The organism is Saccharopolyspora flava, assembly GCF_900116135.1.
In the GTDB taxonomy this organism is placed as follows: domain Bacteria; phylum Actinomycetota; class Actinomycetes; order Mycobacteriales; family Pseudonocardiaceae; genus Saccharopolyspora; species Saccharopolyspora flava.
Genome location: NZ_FOZX01000001.1, coordinates 407,076 through 426,782, shown reverse-complemented (window position 1 = coordinate 426,782; position 19,707 = coordinate 407,076). Strand labels below are relative to the sequence as shown.

18 protein-coding genes are annotated in these 19,707 nt (G+C 71.2%); 11 read left to right on the top strand and 7 right to left on the bottom strand.

The genetic code is table 11. The annotated features are described in order from the left end of the window. Window positions 1-114 precede the first annotated feature (114 nt). Window positions 115-2,649, top strand: a complete 2,535-nt coding sequence (locus BM424_RS01850; protein WP_175547896.1) for an FtsK/SpoIIIE family DNA translocase — start codon at window positions 115-117, stop codon at window positions 2,647-2,649. Between the two features lie 249 nt (window positions 2,650-2,898). After that, window positions 2,899-4,152 carry a sialidase family protein gene (locus BM424_RS01845; protein ID WP_245775645.1) on the top strand — a complete coding sequence of 418 codons (1,254 nt, stop codon included), beginning with the start codon at window positions 2,899-2,901 and terminating at the stop codon, window positions 4,150-4,152. A gap of 207 nt (window positions 4,153-4,359) precedes the next feature. Here the strand turns inward: BM424_RS01845 and BM424_RS01840 are convergent, their stop codons facing one another. From BM424_RS01840 to BM424_RS01830, 3 genes are all read right to left on the bottom strand, one after another. Beyond that, window positions 4,360-4,866: a phospholipase gene (locus BM424_RS01840; RefSeq protein ID WP_093413201.1), complete on the bottom strand. Its 507-nt coding sequence runs from the start codon at window positions 4,864-4,866 to the stop codon at window positions 4,360-4,362. 111 nt (window positions 4,867-4,977) lie between these two features. Continuing rightward, window positions 4,978-5,496, bottom strand: a complete 519-nt coding sequence (locus tag BM424_RS01835; RefSeq protein ID WP_093413200.1) for an amino-acid N-acetyltransferase — start codon at window positions 5,494-5,496, stop codon at window positions 4,978-4,980. 29 nt (window positions 5,497-5,525) lie between these two features. After that, a complete protein-coding gene (locus tag BM424_RS01830) occupies window positions 5,526-6,026 on the bottom strand; it encodes an amino-acid N-acetyltransferase (protein ID WP_245775547.1) in 501 nt (166 codons plus the stop codon). Window positions 6,027-6,158: 132 nt separating this feature from the next. On the opposite strand from BM424_RS01830, the gene rimO reads away from it, so the two are divergent. The 7 genes from rimO to BM424_RS01795 all read left to right on the top strand — a co-directional run bounded on the left by rimO (window position 6,159) and on the right by BM424_RS01795 (window position 12,683). Continuing rightward, complete coding sequence (rimO, locus tag BM424_RS01825; RefSeq protein ID WP_093413198.1) at window positions 6,159-7,589, top strand: 30S ribosomal protein S12 methylthiotransferase RimO; 1,431 nt, start codon at window positions 6,159-6,161, stop codon at window positions 7,587-7,589. Next, a complete protein-coding gene (gene pgsA, locus BM424_RS01820; protein ID WP_093413197.1) occupies window positions 7,586-8,164 on the top strand; it encodes a CDP-diacylglycerol--glycerol-3-phosphate 3-phosphatidyltransferase in 579 nt (192 codons plus the stop codon). The genes rimO and pgsA overlap by 4 nt, the downstream gene beginning before the upstream one ends. Beyond that, window positions 8,161-8,652: a CinA family protein gene (locus BM424_RS01815; protein WP_093413195.1), complete on the top strand. Its 492-nt coding sequence runs from the start codon at window positions 8,161-8,163 to the stop codon at window positions 8,650-8,652. Before pgsA ends, BM424_RS01815 begins: the two co-directional genes overlap by 4 nt. A gap of 205 nt (window positions 8,653-8,857) precedes the next feature. Continuing rightward, a complete protein-coding gene (locus tag BM424_RS01810) occupies window positions 8,858-9,289 on the top strand; it encodes a helix-turn-helix domain-containing protein (protein WP_093413194.1) in 432 nt (143 codons plus the stop codon). Window positions 9,290-9,597: 308 nt separating this feature from the next. After that, window positions 9,598-10,422, top strand: a complete 825-nt coding sequence (locus tag BM424_RS01805) for a PspA/IM30 family protein (protein WP_093413193.1) — start codon at window positions 9,598-9,600, stop codon at window positions 10,420-10,422. Between the two features lie 18 nt (window positions 10,423-10,440). Then, window positions 10,441-11,253 (top strand): phage shock envelope stress response protein PspM, encoded by an 813-nt coding sequence (gene pspM / locus BM424_RS01800; RefSeq protein ID WP_093413191.1) that lies wholly within the window; start codon window positions 10,441-10,443, stop codon window positions 11,251-11,253. Window positions 11,254-11,414: 161 nt separating this feature from the next. Next, window positions 11,415-12,683 (top strand): uracil-xanthine permease family protein, encoded by a 1,269-nt coding sequence (locus BM424_RS01795; RefSeq protein ID WP_093413190.1) that lies wholly within the window; start codon window positions 11,415-11,417, stop codon window positions 12,681-12,683. A 152-nt stretch (window positions 12,684-12,835) separates the two neighbouring features. Here the strand turns inward: BM424_RS01795 and BM424_RS01790 are convergent, their stop codons facing one another. Beyond that, window positions 12,836-13,615, bottom strand: a complete 780-nt coding sequence (locus tag BM424_RS01790; protein WP_093413188.1) for a DNA-formamidopyrimidine glycosylase family protein — start codon at window positions 13,613-13,615, stop codon at window positions 12,836-12,838. A 4-nt stretch (window positions 13,616-13,619) separates the two neighbouring features. Then, window positions 13,620-14,456: a ParA family protein gene (locus BM424_RS01785; protein ID WP_093413187.1), complete on the bottom strand. Its 837-nt coding sequence runs from the start codon at window positions 14,454-14,456 to the stop codon at window positions 13,620-13,622. A gap of 224 nt (window positions 14,457-14,680) precedes the next feature. Between BM424_RS01785 and BM424_RS01780 the strand changes: the two genes are divergently transcribed. Further along, window positions 14,681-15,409 (top strand): class I SAM-dependent methyltransferase, encoded by a 729-nt coding sequence (locus BM424_RS01780; RefSeq protein WP_093413185.1) that lies wholly within the window; start codon window positions 14,681-14,683, stop codon window positions 15,407-15,409. A 292-nt stretch (window positions 15,410-15,701) separates the two neighbouring features. Further along, entirely contained in the window at window positions 15,702-16,121 is a 420-nt protein-coding gene (locus BM424_RS01775; protein ID WP_093413184.1) for a DUF3040 domain-containing protein, read from the top strand. Between the two features lie 88 nt (window positions 16,122-16,209). On the opposite strand, the gene BM424_RS01770 is transcribed toward BM424_RS01775, so the two are convergent. Both BM424_RS01770 and BM424_RS01765 read right to left on the bottom strand, forming a co-directional pair. Then, window positions 16,210-18,462 carry a transglutaminase TgpA family protein gene (locus tag BM424_RS01770; protein WP_093413182.1) on the bottom strand — a complete coding sequence of 751 codons (2,253 nt, stop codon included), beginning with the start codon at window positions 18,460-18,462 and terminating at the stop codon, window positions 16,210-16,212. Next, complete coding sequence (locus BM424_RS01765) at window positions 18,459-19,706, bottom strand: DUF58 domain-containing protein (RefSeq protein WP_093413180.1); 1,248 nt, start codon at window positions 19,704-19,706, stop codon at window positions 18,459-18,461. The genes BM424_RS01770 and BM424_RS01765 overlap by 4 nt, the downstream gene beginning before the upstream one ends. Window position 19,707 lies beyond the last annotated feature (1 nt).

Genomic DNA, 19,707 nt, shown 5'->3' with positions numbered 1-19,707 from the left:
GCCGCTGGGCAGGGCAACCATGATGGGCAAGACTCTCACGACTCGTGCGTTCAGCGGGCGCAAACCCCCGTGGTTGTTGTGACGGGAGAGGCGGGTGCCGATACCGTGTGGGGCATGGCGAGCCGGACAACGAACGGGGGCGGGGGCTCGTCGCGCGGCAAGGCGGCGACGCAGCGTAGCGGCACCGCCGCGAAGCGTGGCAGGAGCACCGCGTCCACCAAGACCAGCAGCGGGTCCAAGAGCGGCGGGTCCAAGAGCGGCGGGCAGAGCAAGCCCCGCCCCGGGTCGACGCACGCTCCCCGCAAGACGCCCGCGAAGCGCACCCCCGCCAAGAGCAGCAGGAAGACCCCGGCCCCGCGGAAGCGGGGTGGCGGGCTCGGCGGCGTGGTCCGCGCGGTCGGCAGAACCCACGAACTCGACCCCGCCCACCGCCGCGACGGGATCGCGCTGATCTACCTCGCGCTGGCCGTCGTCGTGGCCGCCGGGGTGTGGTGGCAGGCCGGCGGGCCGGTCGGGCACTGGTTCGACTGGGCGCTGCGCTCGATCATCGGCATCGGCGCGGTCGTGCTGCCCATCGTCCTGCTGGCCACCTCGGTGATCCTGATGCGCACCGAGACCAGCCCCGAAGCCCGGCCGCGCGTGGTCATCGGGACCGTGCTGCTGGTGTTCGCCACGCTGGGAACCATCCACGTCCTGTCGGGTTCCCCGCTGGAGTCCGAAGCATGGCCCACCGCCGGCGGTGCGCTCGGATTCGTCGCCGGAGGCCCGCTGTCCTACGGCCTGACCGGGTACGTCGCCGTCCCCGTGCTGATCATCGCCGGGTTGTTCGGGCTGCTCGTGCTCACCGGGTCGTCGATGCGCGACGTGCTCGCCAAGATGCGCGGCGAGGACTACGACGACGAGGATGGCTTCGAGCCCGCGCCCAGCAAGGCCGAGCTCGAAGGCGACCCGTCGACGGTCAAGCTGCGCCGCCCGTCGCGGCGCCGCCAGGCGGCGATGTCCGAGCAGGACGAGCAGCTCTCCCTCGACGACGTGCCCGAGGAGCCCCCGGCGAAACCGGCCAAGCCGAAGGCCGCCGAGGTCCCGGCCGCCAAGCCGGAGAAGCCCGAGAAGCCCGCCAAGAAGAGCGACGCGCCGGTGATCAGCCGCGACGTCGAGGGCGACTACCAGCTGCCGCCGCTGGACGTGCTCACCGACGGCGACCCGCCGAAGAGCCGCAGCAAGGTCAACGACTCGATGATCGAGGCGATCACGGCCGTGCTGGAGCAGTTCAACATCGACGCGCAGGTCACCGGCTTCACCCGGGGTCCGACCGTCACCCGCTACGAGGTCGAGCTGGGCCCCGGCGTGAAGGTCGAGAAGATCACCGCGCTGACCAAGAACATCGCCTACGCCGCCGCCACCGACAACGTGCGGCTGCTCGCGCCGATCCCCGGCAAGTCCGCGGTGGGCATCGAGGTGCCCAACAGCGACCGGGAGATGGTGCGGCTGGGCGACGTGCTGCGCTCCTCGGAGGCGGCCAAGGACACGCACCCGCTGGTCATGGGCCTGGGCAAGGACATCGAGGGCCACATGGTCACCGCGAACCTGTCCAAGATGCCGCACCTGCTGTGCGCGGGTTCGACCGGTTCCGGTAAGTCGAGCTTCGTCAACTCGATGCTGGTGTCGCTGCTGGCGCGGGCCACCCCGCAGGAGGTCAGGATGATCCTGATCGACCCGAAGATGGTGGAGCTGACGCCCTACGAGGGCATCCCGCACCTGATCACGCCCATCATCACCCAGCCGAAGAAGGCCGCCGCCGCGCTGGCCTGGCTGGTGGAGGAGATGGAGCAGCGCTACCAGGACATGCAGGCCAACCGGGTGCGGCACATCGACGACTTCAACGCCAAGGTGCGTTCCGGGGAGATCACCGCGCCGCTGGGCAGCGAGCGCGAGTACAAGCCCTACCCGTACATCCTGGCGATCGTCGACGAGCTCGCCGACCTGATGATGACCGCGCCGCGCGACGTCGAGGACGCGATCGTGCGGATCACCCAGAAGGCGCGAGCCGCGGGCATCCACCTGGTGCTGGCCACGCAGCGGCCCTCGGTGGACGTGGTGACGGGTCTGATCAAGACCAACGTGCCGTCGCGGCTGGCGTTCGCGACCTCGTCGCTGACCGACTCGCGGGTCATCCTCGACCAGCCGGGCGCCGAGAAGCTGATCGGCATGGGTGACGCGCTGTACCTGCCGATGGGCGCCTCGCGGCCGGTGCGCGTGCAGGGCTCCTTCGTCGCCGACGACGAGATCCACCGGATCGTCGCCTACACCAAGGACCAGGCCGAGCCGGAGTACACCGACGGCGTCACCGCGGCCGGCAAGTCGGGCGACAAGAAGGAGATCGACTCCGACATCGGCGACGACCTCGACGTCCTGCTGCAGGCCGCCGAGCTCGTCGTGACCAGCCAGTTCGGGTCGACCTCGATGCTGCAGCGCAAGCTGCGGGTCGGGTTCGCCAAGGCCGGTCGTCTGATGGACCTGCTCGAATCGCGCGGCGTCGTCGGGCCCTCGGAGGGCTCCAAGGCGCGCGACGTGCTGGTCAAGCCCGAGGAGCTGGAGAACGCGCTCTACGCGATCCGCGGCGGGCCGCCGCCCGACGAGGAGGAGTGAGCTCGGGCCCGCGGCGTCGTGAACGCCGCGGGCCCGATTCTTCTCCGCGCTTTTCACGTTTGTTCATCACCATTTGTTTCGCATTGTTTCCACTGCTCCGTTTGCGACTCGTGAATTGCTCTGAACGGAATTTCCAGAGAGCTCGATTCAGATCTTTTCTGCGATAGCCTCTCCGCCGCTGACGGTTGATCCGCCCGCTTTTGAGGGGTAGTGCGCATGGTCGTGCGAAAAGTTCGCGCTTTGTTGGTCGTGCTGTTCTCGGCGGCATTGGTCGCCGCCGGATTCCAGCAGATGGCGTTGTCCGCGCCCGCTCCCGGCGATGTCGGGACGCAGGACGTGGAGAAGGGCGAGCTGCTCAGAGTCGGCGGTTCCAGCTACCCGAGGCTGGTGCGCCTGGAGCACTCGGGCGACGCCAACGGCCGCGTGCTGGCGAGCATGACGACCTACCGCGACAATGCCGGGTTCGCCACGATCCAGGAGAGCCGCGACGACGGCAAGACCTTCCAGCCGCTCGCCGAGATCCACGATCCCGCTGGTGAGGACACCAAGGGGATGTGCTGCTCGACGCTGTACGAGCTGCCGCAGCAGGTCGGCGACATGCCCGCCGGGACGCTGCTGTGGGCCGGTACCGCCGGCGTCGGCGCCGACGAGGAGGAGCGCCAGTCCAGCATCCGGGTGTGGCGCAGCGACGACCACGGCGCGACCTGGAACTTCCTGTCCGACATGGTGCAGGCGCCGGTCGGCCCGGGCGTGTGGGAGCCCGAGTTCACGGTTTCGGAGCAGGGCGATCTGGTCGCTTTCTATTCCGATGACGGCGACCCGAACCACGATCAGAAACTGGTGCAGGTGCGTTCTTCGGACGGTCGCAATTGGACCGATGCGAAGGACATGCTGAAGAACGACCAGTTCCGGGTTCGGCCGGGAATGTCGGGAGTCCGCAAGCTCCCCGACGGGACCTACGTGATGGTCTACGAGGTCTGCAATTACGACCCGGTGCACACCTGCACGATCTGGATCCGCAAATCCTCCGACGGCTGGGACTGGGGCGACCCCTACGACCTCGGCACCGAGATCGTCTCCGACACCGGCGGTCAGCCGCTCGGCACGCCCACCATCGCGCTGGCTCCGGGCCCGAACCCGAACGGCCGGCTGCTGCTGGCCTACCAGATGCTCGGCGGCGACAACGGCGGCTGGGCGCCGGGCAACGGCAAGACCGTGATGGTCAACGACGATCCGGAGAACCTCGCCGGGCCGTGGAAGGAGATCCCGGCCCCGGTGCAGATCAACTACAACCAGGGCAGCGTCTGCCGGAACTTCAGCCCGACGCTGCTGCCGACCGCCGACGGCAAGTCGATGATCCACGTGACCACGGACTTCGAGCACTACATCGGCGGTCCCTGCGAGGCGTTCTACGCCGTCGGCCCGATCGACGAGGCCGGCAACCCCGCGGCCTCCGCAGCGCGACCCGAAGCCCGCCCGATGGACACCCGAATCGGCCGCTGACGTCCGGATGTCCGGTCGCTGACGTCCGAATGTGTCGCTGACGCCCGGGTCGTCCCGGGGAAGAACGGCCCCCGCCTGGAGAGATGGTCCTCCCTCCGGGCGGGGGTCCTCCGCGTCGGGACAGTTTTAGTGAAAACTGCCCGCCGGAAATACCGGTAAATATCCGTTTTGCCCGGGACAGTTTTCACTAAAACTGTCCCCTGGTGATCACTGCTGAGCCCGGGCCTTCTCCGGAACGTCGGCCAGCTCCACGGCCTGGGCCAGGGAGGAGGCGGAGCCGCCGAACTGGCGGACGGCCTGGTAGTAGAGGTCCGCGGTGGCTTCGCAGGCGCCGTCGCCGTCGCACGCCGAGTACATGTCGTCGCGGAAGTTGTCGTCGATCTTGAGCCGGTTGTCCTCGGAGAACCGCTCCTGCAGCTTGTAGTTGCGGTAGCCGAAGTCGTGCCGGTCGCAGCTCTCCTTGAACTCCCACCCGAACGGCGCGTCGGGGGAGTAGGAGCAGCCGTCGGAGGACCAGTCGAGCTGGTCGGAGTGCGGCTGCTCGGCTCTGGTCTGGGTGAACTCGTCCAGCGAGTACTCGAACAGGTAGCTGTCGGTGGTCTTCTGCAGCTCCTCGGGCGTGAGGTCGGCGGCGAAGGCGGTTCCGCCGCTCAGCAGCAGGGCTCCGGTGGCGGCCACGGCGGCGACGAGGCCGCGACGACGGGTGCGTTCCAAGGTGGTCTCCTCAGGGTGGAACGAATGACCACCGGTGTTTATAACCGCAACCGGAGCGACTGGTGAGAAAGTTGCGAACTTGCGAACGCGAAAGGTTGATGAACGACGGGTTCACCCGGGGAGATCGAGCAGCATGCGGGTGTTGCCGAGCGTGTTGGGCTTGATGTTGGCCAGGTCCAGGAACTCGGCGACGCCGGCGTCGACCGAGCGGCGCATCTCCTCGTAGACCTCGGGGCTGACGGGGGCGCCGTCGATGGTCCGGAACCCGTGGCGGCCGAAGAACTCGGTCTCGAAGGTGAGCACGAACAGCCTGGTCAGGCCCAGGTCGGTGGCCAGCTCGATGAGCCGCTGGACGATCCGGTGCCCGATGCCGCGGCCCTTGACCACCGGGTCGATCGCCACCGTGCGGATCTCGGCGAGGTCCTCCCAGAGCACGTGCAGCGCGCCGCAGCCGACGACGCGACCGCCGTCCTCGGCGACCCAGAACTCCTGGATGTCCTCGTAGAGGGTGACCAGCTCCTTCTCCAGGAGCACCTCGCCCGCGTAGGTGTCGACCAGCGCCTTGATCGTCGGGACGTCGGCGATCCGAGCCCGCCGAATCACTATCTCCGACGGCGCATAACCATTCATGCATCCATCGTAGCGCCGGATCGGAGGCGTCACGCCAGCTGCAGCAGCATCCGGGTGTTGCCCAAGGTGTTCGGCTTGACGTGCGCCAGGTCCAGGAACTGCGCCACGCCCTCGTCCGGGGAGCGGCGGATCTCGGCGTAGACCTCGGGCGGGACCGGCGTGTCGGCGATCGGCCGGAACCCGTGGCGGCCGAAGAACTCCGTCTCGAAGGTGAGCACGAAGATCCGCGACAGCCCCAGCTCGGCGGCGTGCTCGATCAGCCGCTCCACGACCAGGCGCCCGATGCCGCGGCCCTTCGCCATCGGGTCGACGGCCACGGTGCGGATCTCGGCGAGGTCCTCCCAGAGCACGTGCAGCGCGCCGCAGCCGATGATCCGGCCCTCGTCCTCGGCGACCACGAACTCCTGGATGTCCTCGTAGAGGGTCACGAGTTCCTTGCCGAGCACCACCTTGCCCGCGTAGTGGTCGATCAACGACTTGATCGCGCGCGCGTCGCGGACTCGGGCCGGTCGCACCTCGATGACATTCACGTTAGGTAAGCCTAACCATCGCAACGGGAGGATGGTCGTCCGGACGGCCGTAATCTCGGCCACCGCTCGGCCGCACTTCCGGGTGGCAGGCTCGTTGCCGGAGGGCGACAGCAGGGACGTTAGGCTCGACCCATGTCAACCGAGCAGCAACACCACCGAGTCGCCATGGTCACGCTCGGTTGCGCGCGCAACGAGGTGGATTCCGAAGAGCTGGCGGGCAACCTGCACGGCCGGGGCTGGGACCTCGTCGAGCCCGACGAGGCCGACGTGGTCGTGGTCAACACCTGCGGTTTCGTCGAGTCCGCCAAGAAGGACTCCGTCGACACGCTGCTGGCCGCCTCCGACACCGGCGCGAAGGTCGTCGCCGTCGGCTGCATGGCCGAGCGCTACGGCACCGAGCTCGCCGAGCAGATGCCCGAAGCCGACGCCGTCCTCGGCTTCGACCACTACGACAACCTCGCCGACCGGCTCGACGACGTCCTCGCCGGCCGCGCGCTGGAGTCCCACCAGCCGCAGGACCGGCGCAAGATGCTGCCGATCAGCCCGGTGTCCCGCCCGGCCGCCGCGGCCGAGGTCGCCGTGCCCGGGCACGGCTGGGTGCCCGCCGCGCGCGAGGTCTCGCGCCGCCGGCTCGACGACTCGCCGGTCGCCGCGCTCAAGCTCGCCTCCGGCTGCGACCGCCGCTGCTCGTTCTGCGCGATCCCGTCCTTCCGCGGCTCCTTCCTCTCCCGCCCGCCGGAAGAGGTCCTGGGCGAAGGGGCCTGGCTGGCCAAGAACGGCGCCAAGGAGCTGTTCCTGGTCAGCGAGAACTCCACGTCCTACGGCAAGGACCTCTCCGACCAGCGGGCGCTGGTGACGCTGCTGCCGCGGCTGGCCGAGCTCGACGGCGTCGAGCGGGTCCGGGTGTCCTACCTGCAGCCCGCCGAGACCCGGCCCGACCTGGTGCGCACCATCGCCACCACGCCCGGTGTGGCGACCTACTTCGACCTGTCGTTCCAGCACTCCAGCGAGTCCGTGCTGCGCCGGATGCGCCGGTTCGGCTCCACCGAGTCGTTCCTGCAGCTCATCGAGCAGATCCGGGAGCTGGCGCCGGAGGCGGGCATCCGCAGCAACTTCATCGTCGGCTTCCCCGGTGAGACCGAGGAGGACTTCGCCGAGCTGCAGGACTTCCTGACCCGCGCCCGGCTGGACGCCGTCGGCGTGTTCGGCTACTCCGACGAGGACGGCACCGAGGCCGAGGGCTTCGACGGCAAGCTCGACGCCGAGGTCGTCGCCGACCGCGTCGAGAAGCTGACCGCCCTCGCCGAGGAGCTCAGCGCGCAGCGCGCCGAGGACCGCATCGGCACCGAGGTCACCGTCCTGGTCGAGCGCTTCGACGAGGACGACATCATCGGCCGCGCCGACCACCAGGGTCCCGAGGTCGACGGCGAGTGCCTGATCGTCGACACCGACGACCTGGCCGTGGGCGAGCTGGTGCGATGCGAGGTCATCGACAGCGACGGCGTCGACCTGGTGGTGCGTCCGCTGGAGAGCGCTGGAGAGAGCTCCGGGGAGCAGCCATGACGGCCGAAGGGCAGGCGCAGGTCCCCGTCCTCAACCTCGCCAACGTCCTGACCGTGTCCCGGCTGCTGCTGGTGCCGGTGTTCCTGGTCGCCCTGTTCTGGGCCGACGGCCACGACGACCTGTGGCGCTGGATCGCCACCGCCGTGTTCGTGCTGGCCTCGGTGACCGACCGGATCGACGGCGAGGTCGCCCGCAGGCGCGGGCTGGTCACCGACTTCGGCAAGATCGCCGACCCCATCGCCGACAAGGCGCTCACCGGCGCCGCGCTGGTCGGGCTGAGCCTGCTCGGCGACCTGTGGTGGTGGGCCACCTGGGTGATCATCGTCCGCGAGCTGGGCGTGACGCTGCTGCGGTTCTGGGTGATCCGGCACGGCGTCATCGCCGCCAGCCACGGCGGCAAGATCAAGACGTTGCTGCAGGCCATCGCCATCGGGCTCTACCTGATGCCGCTGGGTTCCTGGGCCGACATCCCGCGCTGGGTCGTGCTCGGCGCCGCGCTGCTGGCCACCGTGGTGACCGGCCTGGACTACGTGGTCCGCGCGCTGCGGCTGCGGGCGGCGGGTGCCCAGCGATGATCCTCGACGCCCTCGGAGTGCCGTTCGCGCAGGTCGCCGGCCTGATCGAGACGCTGCGCGGGCGCGGTGAGACGGTCGCGACCGCCGAGTCGCTGACCGCCGGGCTGGTCTCGGCGGCGCTGACCGAGGTGCCCGGGTCGAGCGCGGTGGTGCGCGGCGGGCTGGTCGTCTACGCCACCGACCTCAAGGACCGGCTGGCCGGGGTCGATCCGGGGCTGCTGGCCGAGCACGGCGCGGTCCACCCCGACGTGGCGTGCCAACTCGCCGCCGGCGCGTCGGATCGGTGCGGTGCGGACTGGGGCGTCGGGCTGACCGGTGTCGCCGGGCCCGATCCGCAGGACGGGGTCGCTCCCGGCACCGTTCACCTGGGGTTCTCCGGGCCGAACGGCGTCGAGGTGCGCACGGAGGTGCTCGGCGGGGACCGTCACGCGGTGCGCGCGGCGGCCGTTCGGGTGGCTCTGGAACACTTCGCCGGGATGCTGCGTTGAACAATTTACAAGGGGGCCGTCATGTGTCCGGCTGCGCTGTGCGCTGCGTGAACATGGCCCAACGGGGACTAGTCCGATCGATCATGAGTCGTTCGCCCTGGGCGGACTTCCGCTCGATCGTTCTCGTTCCGGCCCATCGATGAGTAACGTAGGGGGCGTTCACGCGTAGTGCACGCGGAAGGCGACGAAGGAAGGGAGGCGCGCGATGACCGTATTGTTGCGGGAGGCGGTCGGTGAACGGCTGCGCCGCGCCCGGACCGCACAGTCTCGGACGTTGCGGGACGTTTCGCGCGCTGCCCGGGTGAGCCTCGGATACCTGTCCGAGGTCGAACGGGGCCGCAAGGAGGCGTCCAGTGAGCTGCTGTCCTCGATCTGTGATGCCTTGGACCTGCCGCTGCCAGAGCTGTTGGTGACCGTGGCCGGTGACCTCGACAGGACGATGGTCGTGCCATCGGTCGTCGAGGAGCCCGCGACCGCGGACCTCGACGGCGGTCAGCTGGTGCCGAGCCTCATCGGTGCCGAGCTCTCCGACGCCGAGCAGCAGTTCGCCGAAGCCGGTGAGACCCGCGCGGGGCTGCAGCCGGTGCTCAGCCAGCGCATCAGCGCTCCGGTGCGCAAGCAGGTAGTGGCCGCCTGAACGACTAGACGACACCCGACCGCCCCGCGTGACCAGCTGGTCCGCGGGGCGGTCGGTTTTTGTTGATCACGGTTCTATGTCCGTTATGCACCCGGAGCGGCGGCGTCCGGACGTGCCTGGTTCGATCAACGCTGAGCGCTCCGGGAAATACCCGGAGATCTGCCGTGTTTGGTGGAAGCGGACACGACTACCTGACACGATGGAACCAGCCGGGGCTCTTGGTGCGTTGTACCGACGAGAGATCGGCTGGGGGCAGACGGCTCGCAGTGCCACGTGGCAGGCAAGCGGAAAGAAGGCAGGCGGAGGAGATGGCCAACCCGTTCGTGAAGGCCTGGAAGTACCTGATGGCGTCCTTCTCGTCGAAGGTCGACGAGCACGCGGACCCGAAGGTGCAGATCCAGCAGGCCATCGAAGAGGCCCAGCGGCAGCACCAGACGCTCTCCCAGCAGGCCGCCTCGGTGATCGGCAACCAGCGTCAGCTGGAGATGAAGCTCAACCGCCAGCTCGGTGAGGTCGAGAAGCTGCAGGCGTCGGCCAAGCAGGCGCTGGTCATGGCCGACCAGGCCCGCGCCGAGGGCGACGAGGCCAAGGCCCAGAAGTACGAGGAGACCGCCACCCAGCTGGCCAGCCAGCTGGTCAGCGCGGAGCAGGGCGTCGAGGACCTCAAGACGCTGCACGACCAGTCGCTGGGCGCCGCCGAGCAGGCCAAGCAGGCCGTCGAGCGCAACGCGCAGGTCCTGCAGCAGAAGATCGCCGAGCGCACCAAGCTGCTCAGCCAGCTGGAGCAGGCCAAGATGCAGGAGCAGGTCTCGGCGTCGATGAAGTCGATGACCGAGGTCGCGGCTCCCGGCAACACGCCGTCGCTGGACGAGGTCCGGGACAAGATCGAGCAGCGCTACACCACGGCTCTCGGCGAGGCCGAGCTGGCGCAGAACAGCGTGCAGGGCCGGATGATGGAGGTCGAGCAGGCCTCGATCGACGCCGCCGGCTCCAACCGCCTCGCGCAGCTGCGCGCCTCCATGGGCGGCGGCGACCAGCAGCAGGTCACCGGCGGTGCGCAGCAGCAGATCTCCGGCGGCGAGACCCCGGCGGAGACCAAGAAGCAGGAGAAGCCGCAGGCCGACCAGGCCTGACCGAGGCGGAGGCGCGCCATGTCCCGGAAGCAGGAGCTCGCGCAGCTGGGTGAGGCGGCCCTGGACACCCTGCGCGGGCCCGTGGCGACCGAGGTGCGCCGCAGGTGGGCCGGGTGGCGCGATCCGCGGGCGCGGCTGATCCGGCGGCGCCGGACGGCCAAGCGGATCGCCAACGGCAGCGCGGTCACCGCCGGTGTTTTCGGGCTCGGCGCCGTCGCCTCGTGGATGACGCCGATCCTGGACACGATCTTCTTCTGGCAGTACGCGGGGGAGACGGTCGGCGTCGGTCTCGGCGGTGTCGCCGTGGTCGGCGGTGTGGGCGCGGTGCAGGCCGGGCTGAAGTACCGGAAGTTGAAGAACACGCCGCTGCCGGAGCCCAGCGCCTCCGAGCTGCTCCCGGCGCCGGGTTCGGCGGCGCGACCGCCGATGCAGCGGTTGCGGGACGCCGAGCAGACGTTGCACTCCGCGCTGGCCGAGCTCACCTCGGCCGGTGCGGGTGCGTCGGCGGCGGAGGCCCGCGCGACGGCCGACACCGCGGCCGCGGAGCTGCGCCGGGGAGCGCAGCGGCTGGTCGCGGTGGAGTCGGCGATGCGCTACGCGCCACCGGCCGAGCAGCGGGAGTTGCGCGCGGACGTCGACCGGTTGCGGGCGGAGCTGGACGAGGGCGTGGCGAGCTACGGCGGCGTGGTCGCCGCGGCGGGCAAGGCGGTGGCCGCGAGCGGCGCCGGCGAGCAGCGGCACCAGCTGCAGGACGCGACCGACCGGCTGGCGGGTCTGGCGGCCGGGATGCGCGAGGTCTTCGGCGAAGCGGACGGGTCCGCTCAGCACTGATTTTCACGACGCGCTGCATCCGAGTCACTAGCGGTAGTCGATATTTTTAGCGACGACGGACCCGGGTGACTTGATTGCGCGATGCCGAATAGTAATCTTTCCCCAGTCATCACATGCCGTGACAGTGAATCCGCCTGATCGGGTGGCTCGGGGAGGCCGATGTGGCGTTGTGGGCCGTGCACGGCAACGGTCGACGACTGCTGCGCGATTCCGTCGTGTCCTCCGAGGAACGGCTGAGCTGGCCGCTCACGATCGGCTTCGGCGTCCAGCACCTGCTCGCGATGTTCGGCACGACGACGCTGGTGCCGCTGCTGACCGGCTTCCCGGTCGCCACCACGCTGCTGCTCTCCGGCATCGGCACCCTGCTCTTCCTGGTGATCACCCGCAACCGGGTGCCCGCCTACCTCGGCTCGTCGGTGGCGTTCGTGGTGCCGATGGGCGCCGCGGTCAGCGAGGTCGGCGCCGGCCCGGCGGCGCTGCTCGGCGGGATCATGGTGGTCGGCCTGGTGGTGCTGGCCTTCGGGGTCGCGGTCAAGGCGCTGGGCGTGCGACTGCTGGAGACCGCGATGCCGCCGGTGGTGACCGGCGCGATCGTGCTCATGATCGGGTTGAGCCTCGCCCCGCAGTCGGTGGCGTCGTTCGACCAGCAGCGGGTGCCCGCCGCGCTGACGCTGGGGACCGTCGTGCTGCTGACCGTGATCAGCCGCGGCATGGCCGGGCGGGTGGCGGTGCTCGTCGGCGTGCTGGTCGGCTGGTCCTACGCGGCGATGATGGGGCAGCTGGTGCCGGAGCGCCTCGCCCAGCTGGCGGCGGCGCCGTGGATCGGGTTCCCGGAGCTGATCACGCCGCGGATCCACGTCTCGGTGGTGCCGTTCGTGCTGCCGCTGGCGATCGTGCTGGTCGCCGAGCACGTCGCGCACCTCAAGGCCACGGCGGCGGTGTCCGGCCGCGATCTCGACCCCTACGTCGGCGACGCGCTGATCGGCGGCGGGCTCGCGACGATGCTGTCGGGTTCGGCGGGCGGTTCGGCGGTGAGCAGCTACGCGGCCAACATCGGCGTGATGGCCGCGACCCGCGTCTACTCCACGGCGTCCTGCCTGGTGGCGGCGGTGGCGGCGATCGTGCTGTCGTTCTCGCCGAAGCTCGCCGCGCTGATCAACACGGTGCCGCTGGGCGTGCTCGGCGGCGCGACGCTGGTGCTGTTCGGGATGCTCGCGCTGGTCGGGGTCCGCATCTGGCTCGACGCCCGCGTCGACTTCGCCGACCCGGTCAACCTCGCGGTGCTGGGCACGGCGGTCATCGCCGGCGTCGGCGACCTGACGCTCTCGGTCGGCGACCTGCGGATCACCGGCCTGGTCTGGGGCTCGATCGGCATAGTGATCGTCTACCCCCTCCTGCGAAACCTCGCCGACCTCCGCAACATGCCCTGACCTGGCCTTCCCTCCCGCACCATCGCCCTGTCGCGGTAGGTGCGTTCGTCACCAGGGGACAGTTTTAGCCATAACTGCCCCGACATTTCGGACATCGGACCCGGGTGGTTATGGCTAAAACTGTCCCCTGCCGAGTGCCGCGGACCCGCGGGTCAGGGTTGGCAGCGGGGGCAGTGGTAGGTGACTCGGGAGTCCGGGGGAGTGCCCTGGGAGCCTCGGCGGACCGGGTTTCCGCAGCGCAGGCAGGCCCTGCGGCCGTAGACCCAGTGCTGGTCGCCGCGGCGGAGGCTCTTGGTCGTGGTCTGCTCCGGGTGCCAGGCGTTGCGCAGCAGGAGCTCGTGGCTGAGCCGGACCGCCTCGCGGGCGTCGATCTCGGCGACCGGGGTCCACGGCGAGCGGCCGAGCAGGAAGCAGACCTCGGTCTTGTAGAGGTTGCCGACCCCCGCCATGATCCGCTGATCCATCAGCGCCAGGCCGATCTCGCGCTGCGGATCGGCGGTGAGCCCGCGCACCGCCTCGGCCTCCGAGTCCGGGCCCCAGTCCGGCGAGAGCAGGTCCGGTCCGAGGTGGCCGACGAGTTCGGGCTCCCGCGAGGTGGGGATCCAGCGCATGTCGTGCAGGGCGAAGCCGACCGCGACCCGATCGGCCGTCGCCAGCACCGCGCGGGCCTGGTGCCCGGGCCGCCGCCACCGCTCGCCGGGGGCGTAGAGGTGCCAGGCGCCGTCCATGCGCAGGTGGTTGTGCAGCGTGCGGCCGTGCTCGAAGCGGATCAGCAGGTGCTTGCCCGCCGGCCGGACCTCGGCGACGACCCGCCCGGCGAGCTCCACAGTGGACAGCCGAGGGTGCCGGAGCTCGCCGCGGACCAGTTCCCGGCCCGCCAGCGCCTCGTTCAGCCGGTGGCAGGCGAGGAAGACCGTGTCGCCCTCGGGCACCGCGTCACTCGGCTTCCTCGACGTAGTCCTCGTCGTCGTCGGCCTCCGGGCGGCGGAGGCGTCCCGCGCGCAGCGTGCGGGCGAGGATCAGGTTGAACGCCAGCGCCACCTCGCGGGCACCCGGAGTGCCCCACTGGTGGATCGGCATGCACGCGCCCTGGGCCTGCTGCACCGCGAGCCGGTCGGGCAGCGCCACCGGCATGACCAGCGGGCCGAAGATGTCGCGCAGCTCGTCGATGCGGTACTGGTGCTCGTGCGAGCGCGGCCGCACCCGGTTGACCACCACGCCCAGCGGCTGCAGGTCCGGGTTGTTGCTGCGCTCGGCCTGCACGGCCTCGAAGGCGCGCTGCACGCCGGAGACCGCGAAGATCGTCGGCTCGGTCACCAGCAGCGCCCGGTCGGCGGCGACCAGCGCCGAGCGGGTCAGCCTGCCCAGCGACGGCGGGCAGTCCAGCAGCACCAGCTGGTAGGGGAGTTCACCGTCGGCGATCAGACCGTCCAGTTCGGACAGCGCCTCGTCGAGCCGGGACAGGTGACCGCCGTCGGCGTGGTTCCCGTTGAGGTTCTCGGCGTCCTCGGAGCCGACGAGCACGTCGACCTCCTCGCCCCAGGCGCTGCCGGTGACCGCCGCGCGCACCACCTCGGGGCGGGGGTCGGCGAGGACGTCGCTCAGGCCCTTCGCCGTCTCCTCCGGCTCCAGGGCGGCCGTGGCGTTGCACTGCGGGTCGAGGTCGACCACCAGCGTCCGGACGCCGCGCCGCATGGCCGCCGAGGCGAGCCCGAGCACCACGGTCGTCTTGCCCACGCCGCCTTTGAGACTCAGCACCGCAACCGTCTGCACGCATGTAGCCTACGGAACCCGCTTCCCGAGCAGCAGTGCTGTCCAAGATTTACCCGCATCACCTCCGTCACCCCGCTCCCGAGGTCAAAAACCCCGGTTTTCGTCGGGTCAAAAACTCCGGTTTTCGACCCGACGAAAACCGGAGTTTTTGACGTGGGGGTTCGCGGGCGTGTCGTGGACCCGTCGGTGCGAGGGGTCGGCGCGGCGGCATTACGCTCTGGGGCATGAGATCGGACGCCGTCCACCAGGTGCTGGAAACCGAGATCGCCCGCGCGGCGGAGCGGCTGGGTCGACGCCCGCGCGTGCTCGACGTCGGCGGCGGCAGCGGGGTGTGGGCGGTTCCGCTGGCCGAGGCCGGGTGCGCGGTGACCGTCATCGACCCCAGCCCGAACGCCCTGGCGACGTTGCAGCGCCGCGCGGAGGACGCCGGGGTCGCCGACCGCGTGACGCCGCTGCAGGGCGACACCGAGGCGCTGGCGGCGCTGAGCCCCGACGGCGGGGCGGACCTGGTGCTGGCGCACGGCCTGCTCGAGGTCGTCGACGACGTGCAGGCGGCGGTCGCCGCGCTGGCGGACGCCACCGCTCCCGGCGGGGCCGTCTCGGTGCTGGTCGCCAACCGCTACGCGGCGGTGCTGGCCCGCGCGCTGGCCGGTCGGGTGAGCGAGGCGCTGCGGCTGCTCGACGACGCCGACGGCGTGCTCGACGCCGGGTCCGAGACCCTGCAGCGCCGCTTCGACTCCGAGGGCCTGCAGGAGACGCTGGGCGCCGGCGGCTTCACCGTCGAGCTGATCCAGGGGCAGGGCGCGCTCAGCGATCTGGTGCCGGGTTCGGTCACCGACGACAACCCGCGCACCGCCGACGCGGTGGCCGAGCTGGAGCACGCGGCGGCGACCCGCTCGCCGCTGCGCGACATCGCCACCCGGCTGCACGCGATCGCCCGCAAGCCGGCGTAGCCGCGGGCGGACCGCGCGGTTCCGGAAATTCCGCCGATCGGCCGCAGGTGTGACAAAATGATCACGGACCGCGACTACCCAGGGTGGGTCAGATGATTACCGCTGGTCGTTGATACCGTACGTGAAGATGATCAAGGTTCGGATCCGGTGACGTCCGCGATGTCGCCGGTTTCCGGTGGCCGGACCGGGTAGTCGTCGCGTCGCCGGAACCGTATCCTCGATGGTGACGCCCCCAAGCGTTCGCCGGTCGGCAAGCCCGGCGCCACCGATTACCTGTGCCGGAGGAGGAGTCATGCCACTCTCCGAGCACGAGCAGCGACAGCTCGAGCAGATCGAGCGCGCGCTCTACGCCGAGGACCCCAAATTCGCCTCCACCGTGCGCGGAGGACGGCTTCAACGCCCATCTCGACGTCGGCGGCTGCAGGGCATCGCCGTCTTCGTGCTGGGTCTTGCCCTGCTGGTCGTCGGCGCGGTGATCCCCGCCCTGCGACCGGCGGAAATCCCGGTGCTGAGCGTGGTCGGCTTCCTCGTGATGTTCGGCGGAGCCGTGATCGTCCTGTCCGCGTTGCGCGGTGGTGGCGATGAGGCCGAGGCCGAGGACAACGGCGGCGGGGGCGCGAAGCCCAAGCGCGGCGGCTCCGGCCGGTCCTCCGCGAAGGGCTCGCTCGCCCAGCGCATGGAAGAGCGCTTCCGCAAGCGCTTCGAGCAGTAGAACCGCATTCGTGAAGATCGCCGCCGGGACCCTCGAGGACCCGGCGGCGAACTTCATGCGCGCGAAACCTTAGCCGGGCTCACCAGCCTCAGCCGCGCCACGGCGGCAGCGCCGACCGGGGGAACAGCCGGGACCGCAAGTCCAGCGGCGCGTTCTCCCGCAGGCTCGTGGTGATCGTCCGCAGCGTGTCCGCGAGCGTGCCGTCGGGCTGCGCGGACGGCGCGTACCACTCCCGCTCCACGGCCGTGATCAGGCTCTTCAGCGCGTCCACTCCGGTGGCGTCGAGCTCGTGGTCGGTGACGAGCCGGTCTGCGAGCTGCCGCGCGGTGTCGGTGGCGCGCGGCCGGTGGCCCCGGTCGCGGAACTCGTCGAGCACCTCCCGCCACGCCGTGCTCGCCGCGCCCGCGCGGCCCTCGGTGATCGCCTGCAGCCGCTGACCGCGCCGGATCTCGCGCACCGCCAGCGGCGTCGCCGCGCCCGCGCACGCCAGCAGCACCACCAGCACCAGCAGCGTCACCGACCAGCCGCGATCCTCCGGTTCGCGGCGCTGCTGCGGCACGTCGCGGGCGTCCGGCTGGTCGGCGGGCACGCCCGCGGTGGGCGGCACCGGCGCACCCGGTGCCGGGGCGGGCTGCGGCTGACCCGGCACCGGCGCCGGAGCCGCCTGCGGCGGGTGCAGCGCGGTGTCCAGGAACTGCGGCAGCGCCGTGCGCCCGTCGCTCAGCGGCGTCGGGTCGAACGTCTGCCAGCCCCAGCCCGGGAAGTAGGCCTCCACCCACGCGTGCGCGTCCTCGGTGGTGATCACCTGCTCGGTGCCGTCCTGGTACCCGGCGGTGAAGCCGACCGCCACCCGCGACGGGATGCCGATCGAGCGCAGCAGCACCGCCATCGACGACGCGTACTGCTCGCAGAACCCGCGCTTGCCCCGGAACAGGAAGTCGCTCAACGCGTCCTGCCCGGTCGAGGGGGCGGTCGCCAGGTCGTAGCGGAACCCGTTGGCCGGATCGGTGAAGTACCGGTTGAGCGCCACCGCCTTGTCGAACTCGGTCGGCGCGTCGGCGGTCAGCCGCTGCGCCAGCTGCGCGACCTGCGGCGAGATGCCGGAGGCGTCGACGTAGGCGGGGTCGATCGGCATCGGCCCGCGCGCGTTGCGCAGCTCGTCCGGCGACGGGTCCGGGACGATCACCTGCTGGGTGTAGGGCCGCGTCTCCTGGTTGGTCTGGGTGAACACGATCCCGGCGGCCGGGTCGTAGCGCCAGTTCCGGCCCATGCCGGTCACCGACACCGGGGTGCCGAACACCGGCAGCCACGGGTCCCGGTAGCCGATCGGCTGGACCTCGATGCGCTCGGGCCTGCCGCGCCCGATCGTCGTGCCCTCCGGCAGCGGCAGCGGGGCACCGGCGTCCACGCCCTGGGTGAGGCCGTCGAGCTGCCATCCGGTGCGCGGGTCGAACTTGCGCAGCGTCATCGCCCGCAGGTAGCTGTCCTGCTGCAGGCCGCGGACCCGGAACAGCTCCACCACCTTGTCCCGGTTGAGCTGGCCGCGCAGCGAGGTGAACGGCTGCAGCCCGATGCCGTCGGTGCCGCCGAACTCCTCCGGTACCGACCCCGGCAACCGGCCCTCGGTGCCGACCCCGGTGAACACCGACCCGGCCAGCACCGCGATCACCCCGGCGGTGCCCGCGACGACCGCCGTGGTCCGCCCGAACAGCGCGTAGGCCACCCGGTCCGGCTCCTCGTAGCGCTGCCACCGGCGGTGATGGCCACCCGCGGCGAGCAGCAGCGCGTAGCCCGCGCCACCCAGCGCGAACGACCACCAGGGCAGCATCTTCTCGGCCAGCGACGCGGGGATCGCGAACACGCACAGCAGCACCAGCCCGGTCACCGCGGGCATGCCGATGCCCACCGCGATCAGGTCCACCAGCAGCGCCACCACGCCCAGGCCCAGGCACACCAGCGCCTGCAGCGGGGGATCGGCCGGCACCGGGGGCACGCCGGTGCGGATCAGCTCGCCGGTGCCGCCCAGCAGCCGGGACAGCTCGACGAACGCGGCCGGACCGGGCAGCACGCCCAGCACCGCGCTCGAACCGGCGAACATCGCCGTCAACGTCACCAGCAGCGCCGCCAGCTGCGCGGCGACGGTGCCGGCGGTCGGCCAGCCCAGGTGCCTGCCCAGCGCGCCCGCGCCCACCACGATCAGCACCGCGACCGCCGCCGGGAACACCCAGCGCGCATCGCCCAGCACCCCGGCGAACGACGCCGAGGCGCACAGCACCGCCACCGCGCCGGCCGCCGAGGCGACCAGCGAGGTGTCGAGGGAACCGGTCTCCTTCGCGCTCACGCCATCAGTCCCGTGCTCTCGGACCTCGTCTGCCCGCACAGCTCCCGCCACACCTCGGAGATCGGGGTCGTGGGCCCGTCGGCCACCACGACGTTCCAGCCCGCCGCGCGCAGCGTGCGCGCCGACTCCTCGACGTCCACCCCGCCGCCGTCGCCGTTCCACGAGCGCACCTGCAGCAGCACCGCGAGGCTGCGGGTCTCCTGCGGGCGGAGCTTGGTCAGCTCCGCCACGCCCGCGGTGGTGACCTCGCCGAGGACCGCGATCAGCTCGTGCCCGTCGCCGGGGTCGCGGCTGCACTGCAGGTCGCGCTGCGGGGAGGGGCGCACGGCGGCCAGCGCGTCGAGCAGCACCTCGTCGTGCGCGCCGTCGTCGCCGCCGATGCCGCGGGTCAGCGGATGTCCGTCCTCGGTGACCAGCCGGACCTGCTGGCCGTGCTGGGCGAGGTGCAGGCAGATGCTGGCGACCGCCGAGACCGCCCACTCGACGCTGCTGTTCGGGCCGTTGCCGCGGTGCGCGGCCGAGCGGCGGTCCAGCAGCACCGTGACGCCGCCGTGCCAGGGCCGCTCCTCCACCCGCACCATCAGCTCGTCGCGGCGCGCGGTGGACTTCCAGTGCACCCGGCGGATGTCGTCGCCCTGCCGGTACTGGCGGACCATCGCGTCGTCCTCGCCGTGCCCGGCGCGCATCCGCGCGGTGCCGTCCTCACCGGTGCCCAGCCCGGAATCGGCGGGCAGCCCGGCGAGCTCGACGACCTGCGGGGTCGCCACCAGCCGGGAGCGCCCGGCCAGCTCGCGCTCGAACTGGGCGAGCCCGAACGGGTCGACGATCCAGGTGCGCAGCGGTCCGATGTGGTGGATGCCGCGCAGCGCCGGGGTCACCGGGTAGCTCACCACCTGGCCGCCGTGACGCGGCACCACCGGCAGCCGGAAGCGGGGGCGGTCGCCGAGCGCGTGCGGGGTGCCGTCCTCCAGCACCAGGCCGTCGGCGGGCAGCCTGCCGCTGCCGCTGATGTGCAGCTCGACGTCGGCCCGGGACCCGACCGGCACCCGCGGCGGGTCGACCACCCGGCGCGCGGCGACGCCGAACCGGACCTGGCCGGACAGCAGCAGCGACAGCAGCGGCAAGGCGATCACGAAGGCCGAGACCCGCAGCAGGTCCCGCTCGTCGAGGACCAGCGCGCAGATCCCGGCTGCCACGCCCGCGGCCAGCAGGCAGCGGCCGCGGATGGTCAGCCCGGACAGCATG

Coding starts and splice junctions, on each gene's coding strand:
- BM424_RS01805 (WP_093413193.1), top strand. CDS start 9,598: ATGGCCAACCCGTTCGTGAAGGCCTGGAAGTACCTGATGGCGTCCTTC.
- BM424_RS01775 (WP_093413184.1), top strand. CDS start 15,702: ATGCCACTCTCCGAGCACGAGCAGCGACAGCTCGAGCAGATCGAGCGC.
- BM424_RS01850 (WP_175547896.1), top strand. CDS start 115: ATGGCGAGCCGGACAACGAACGGGGGCGGGGGCTCGTCGCGCGGCAAG.
- pgsA (WP_093413197.1), top strand. CDS start 7,586: ATGACGGCCGAAGGGCAGGCGCAGGTCCCCGTCCTCAACCTCGCCAAC.
- BM424_RS01835 (WP_093413200.1), bottom strand. CDS start 5,496: ATGAATGGTTATGCGCCGTCGGAGATAGTGATTCGGCGGGCTCGGATC.
- BM424_RS01810 (WP_093413194.1), top strand. CDS start 8,858: ATGACCGTATTGTTGCGGGAGGCGGTCGGTGAACGGCTGCGCCGCGCC.
- pspM (WP_093413191.1), top strand. CDS start 10,441: ATGTCCCGGAAGCAGGAGCTCGCGCAGCTGGGTGAGGCGGCCCTGGAC.
- rimO (WP_093413198.1), top strand. CDS start 6,159: ATGTCAACCGAGCAGCAACACCACCGAGTCGCCATGGTCACGCTCGGT.
- BM424_RS01815 (WP_093413195.1), top strand. CDS start 8,161: ATGATCCTCGACGCCCTCGGAGTGCCGTTCGCGCAGGTCGCCGGCCTG.
- BM424_RS01780 (WP_093413185.1), top strand. CDS start 14,681: ATGAGATCGGACGCCGTCCACCAGGTGCTGGAAACCGAGATCGCCCGC.
- BM424_RS01765 (WP_093413180.1), bottom strand. CDS start 19,706: ATGCTGTCCGGGCTGACCATCCGCGGCCGCTGCCTGCTGGCCGCGGGC.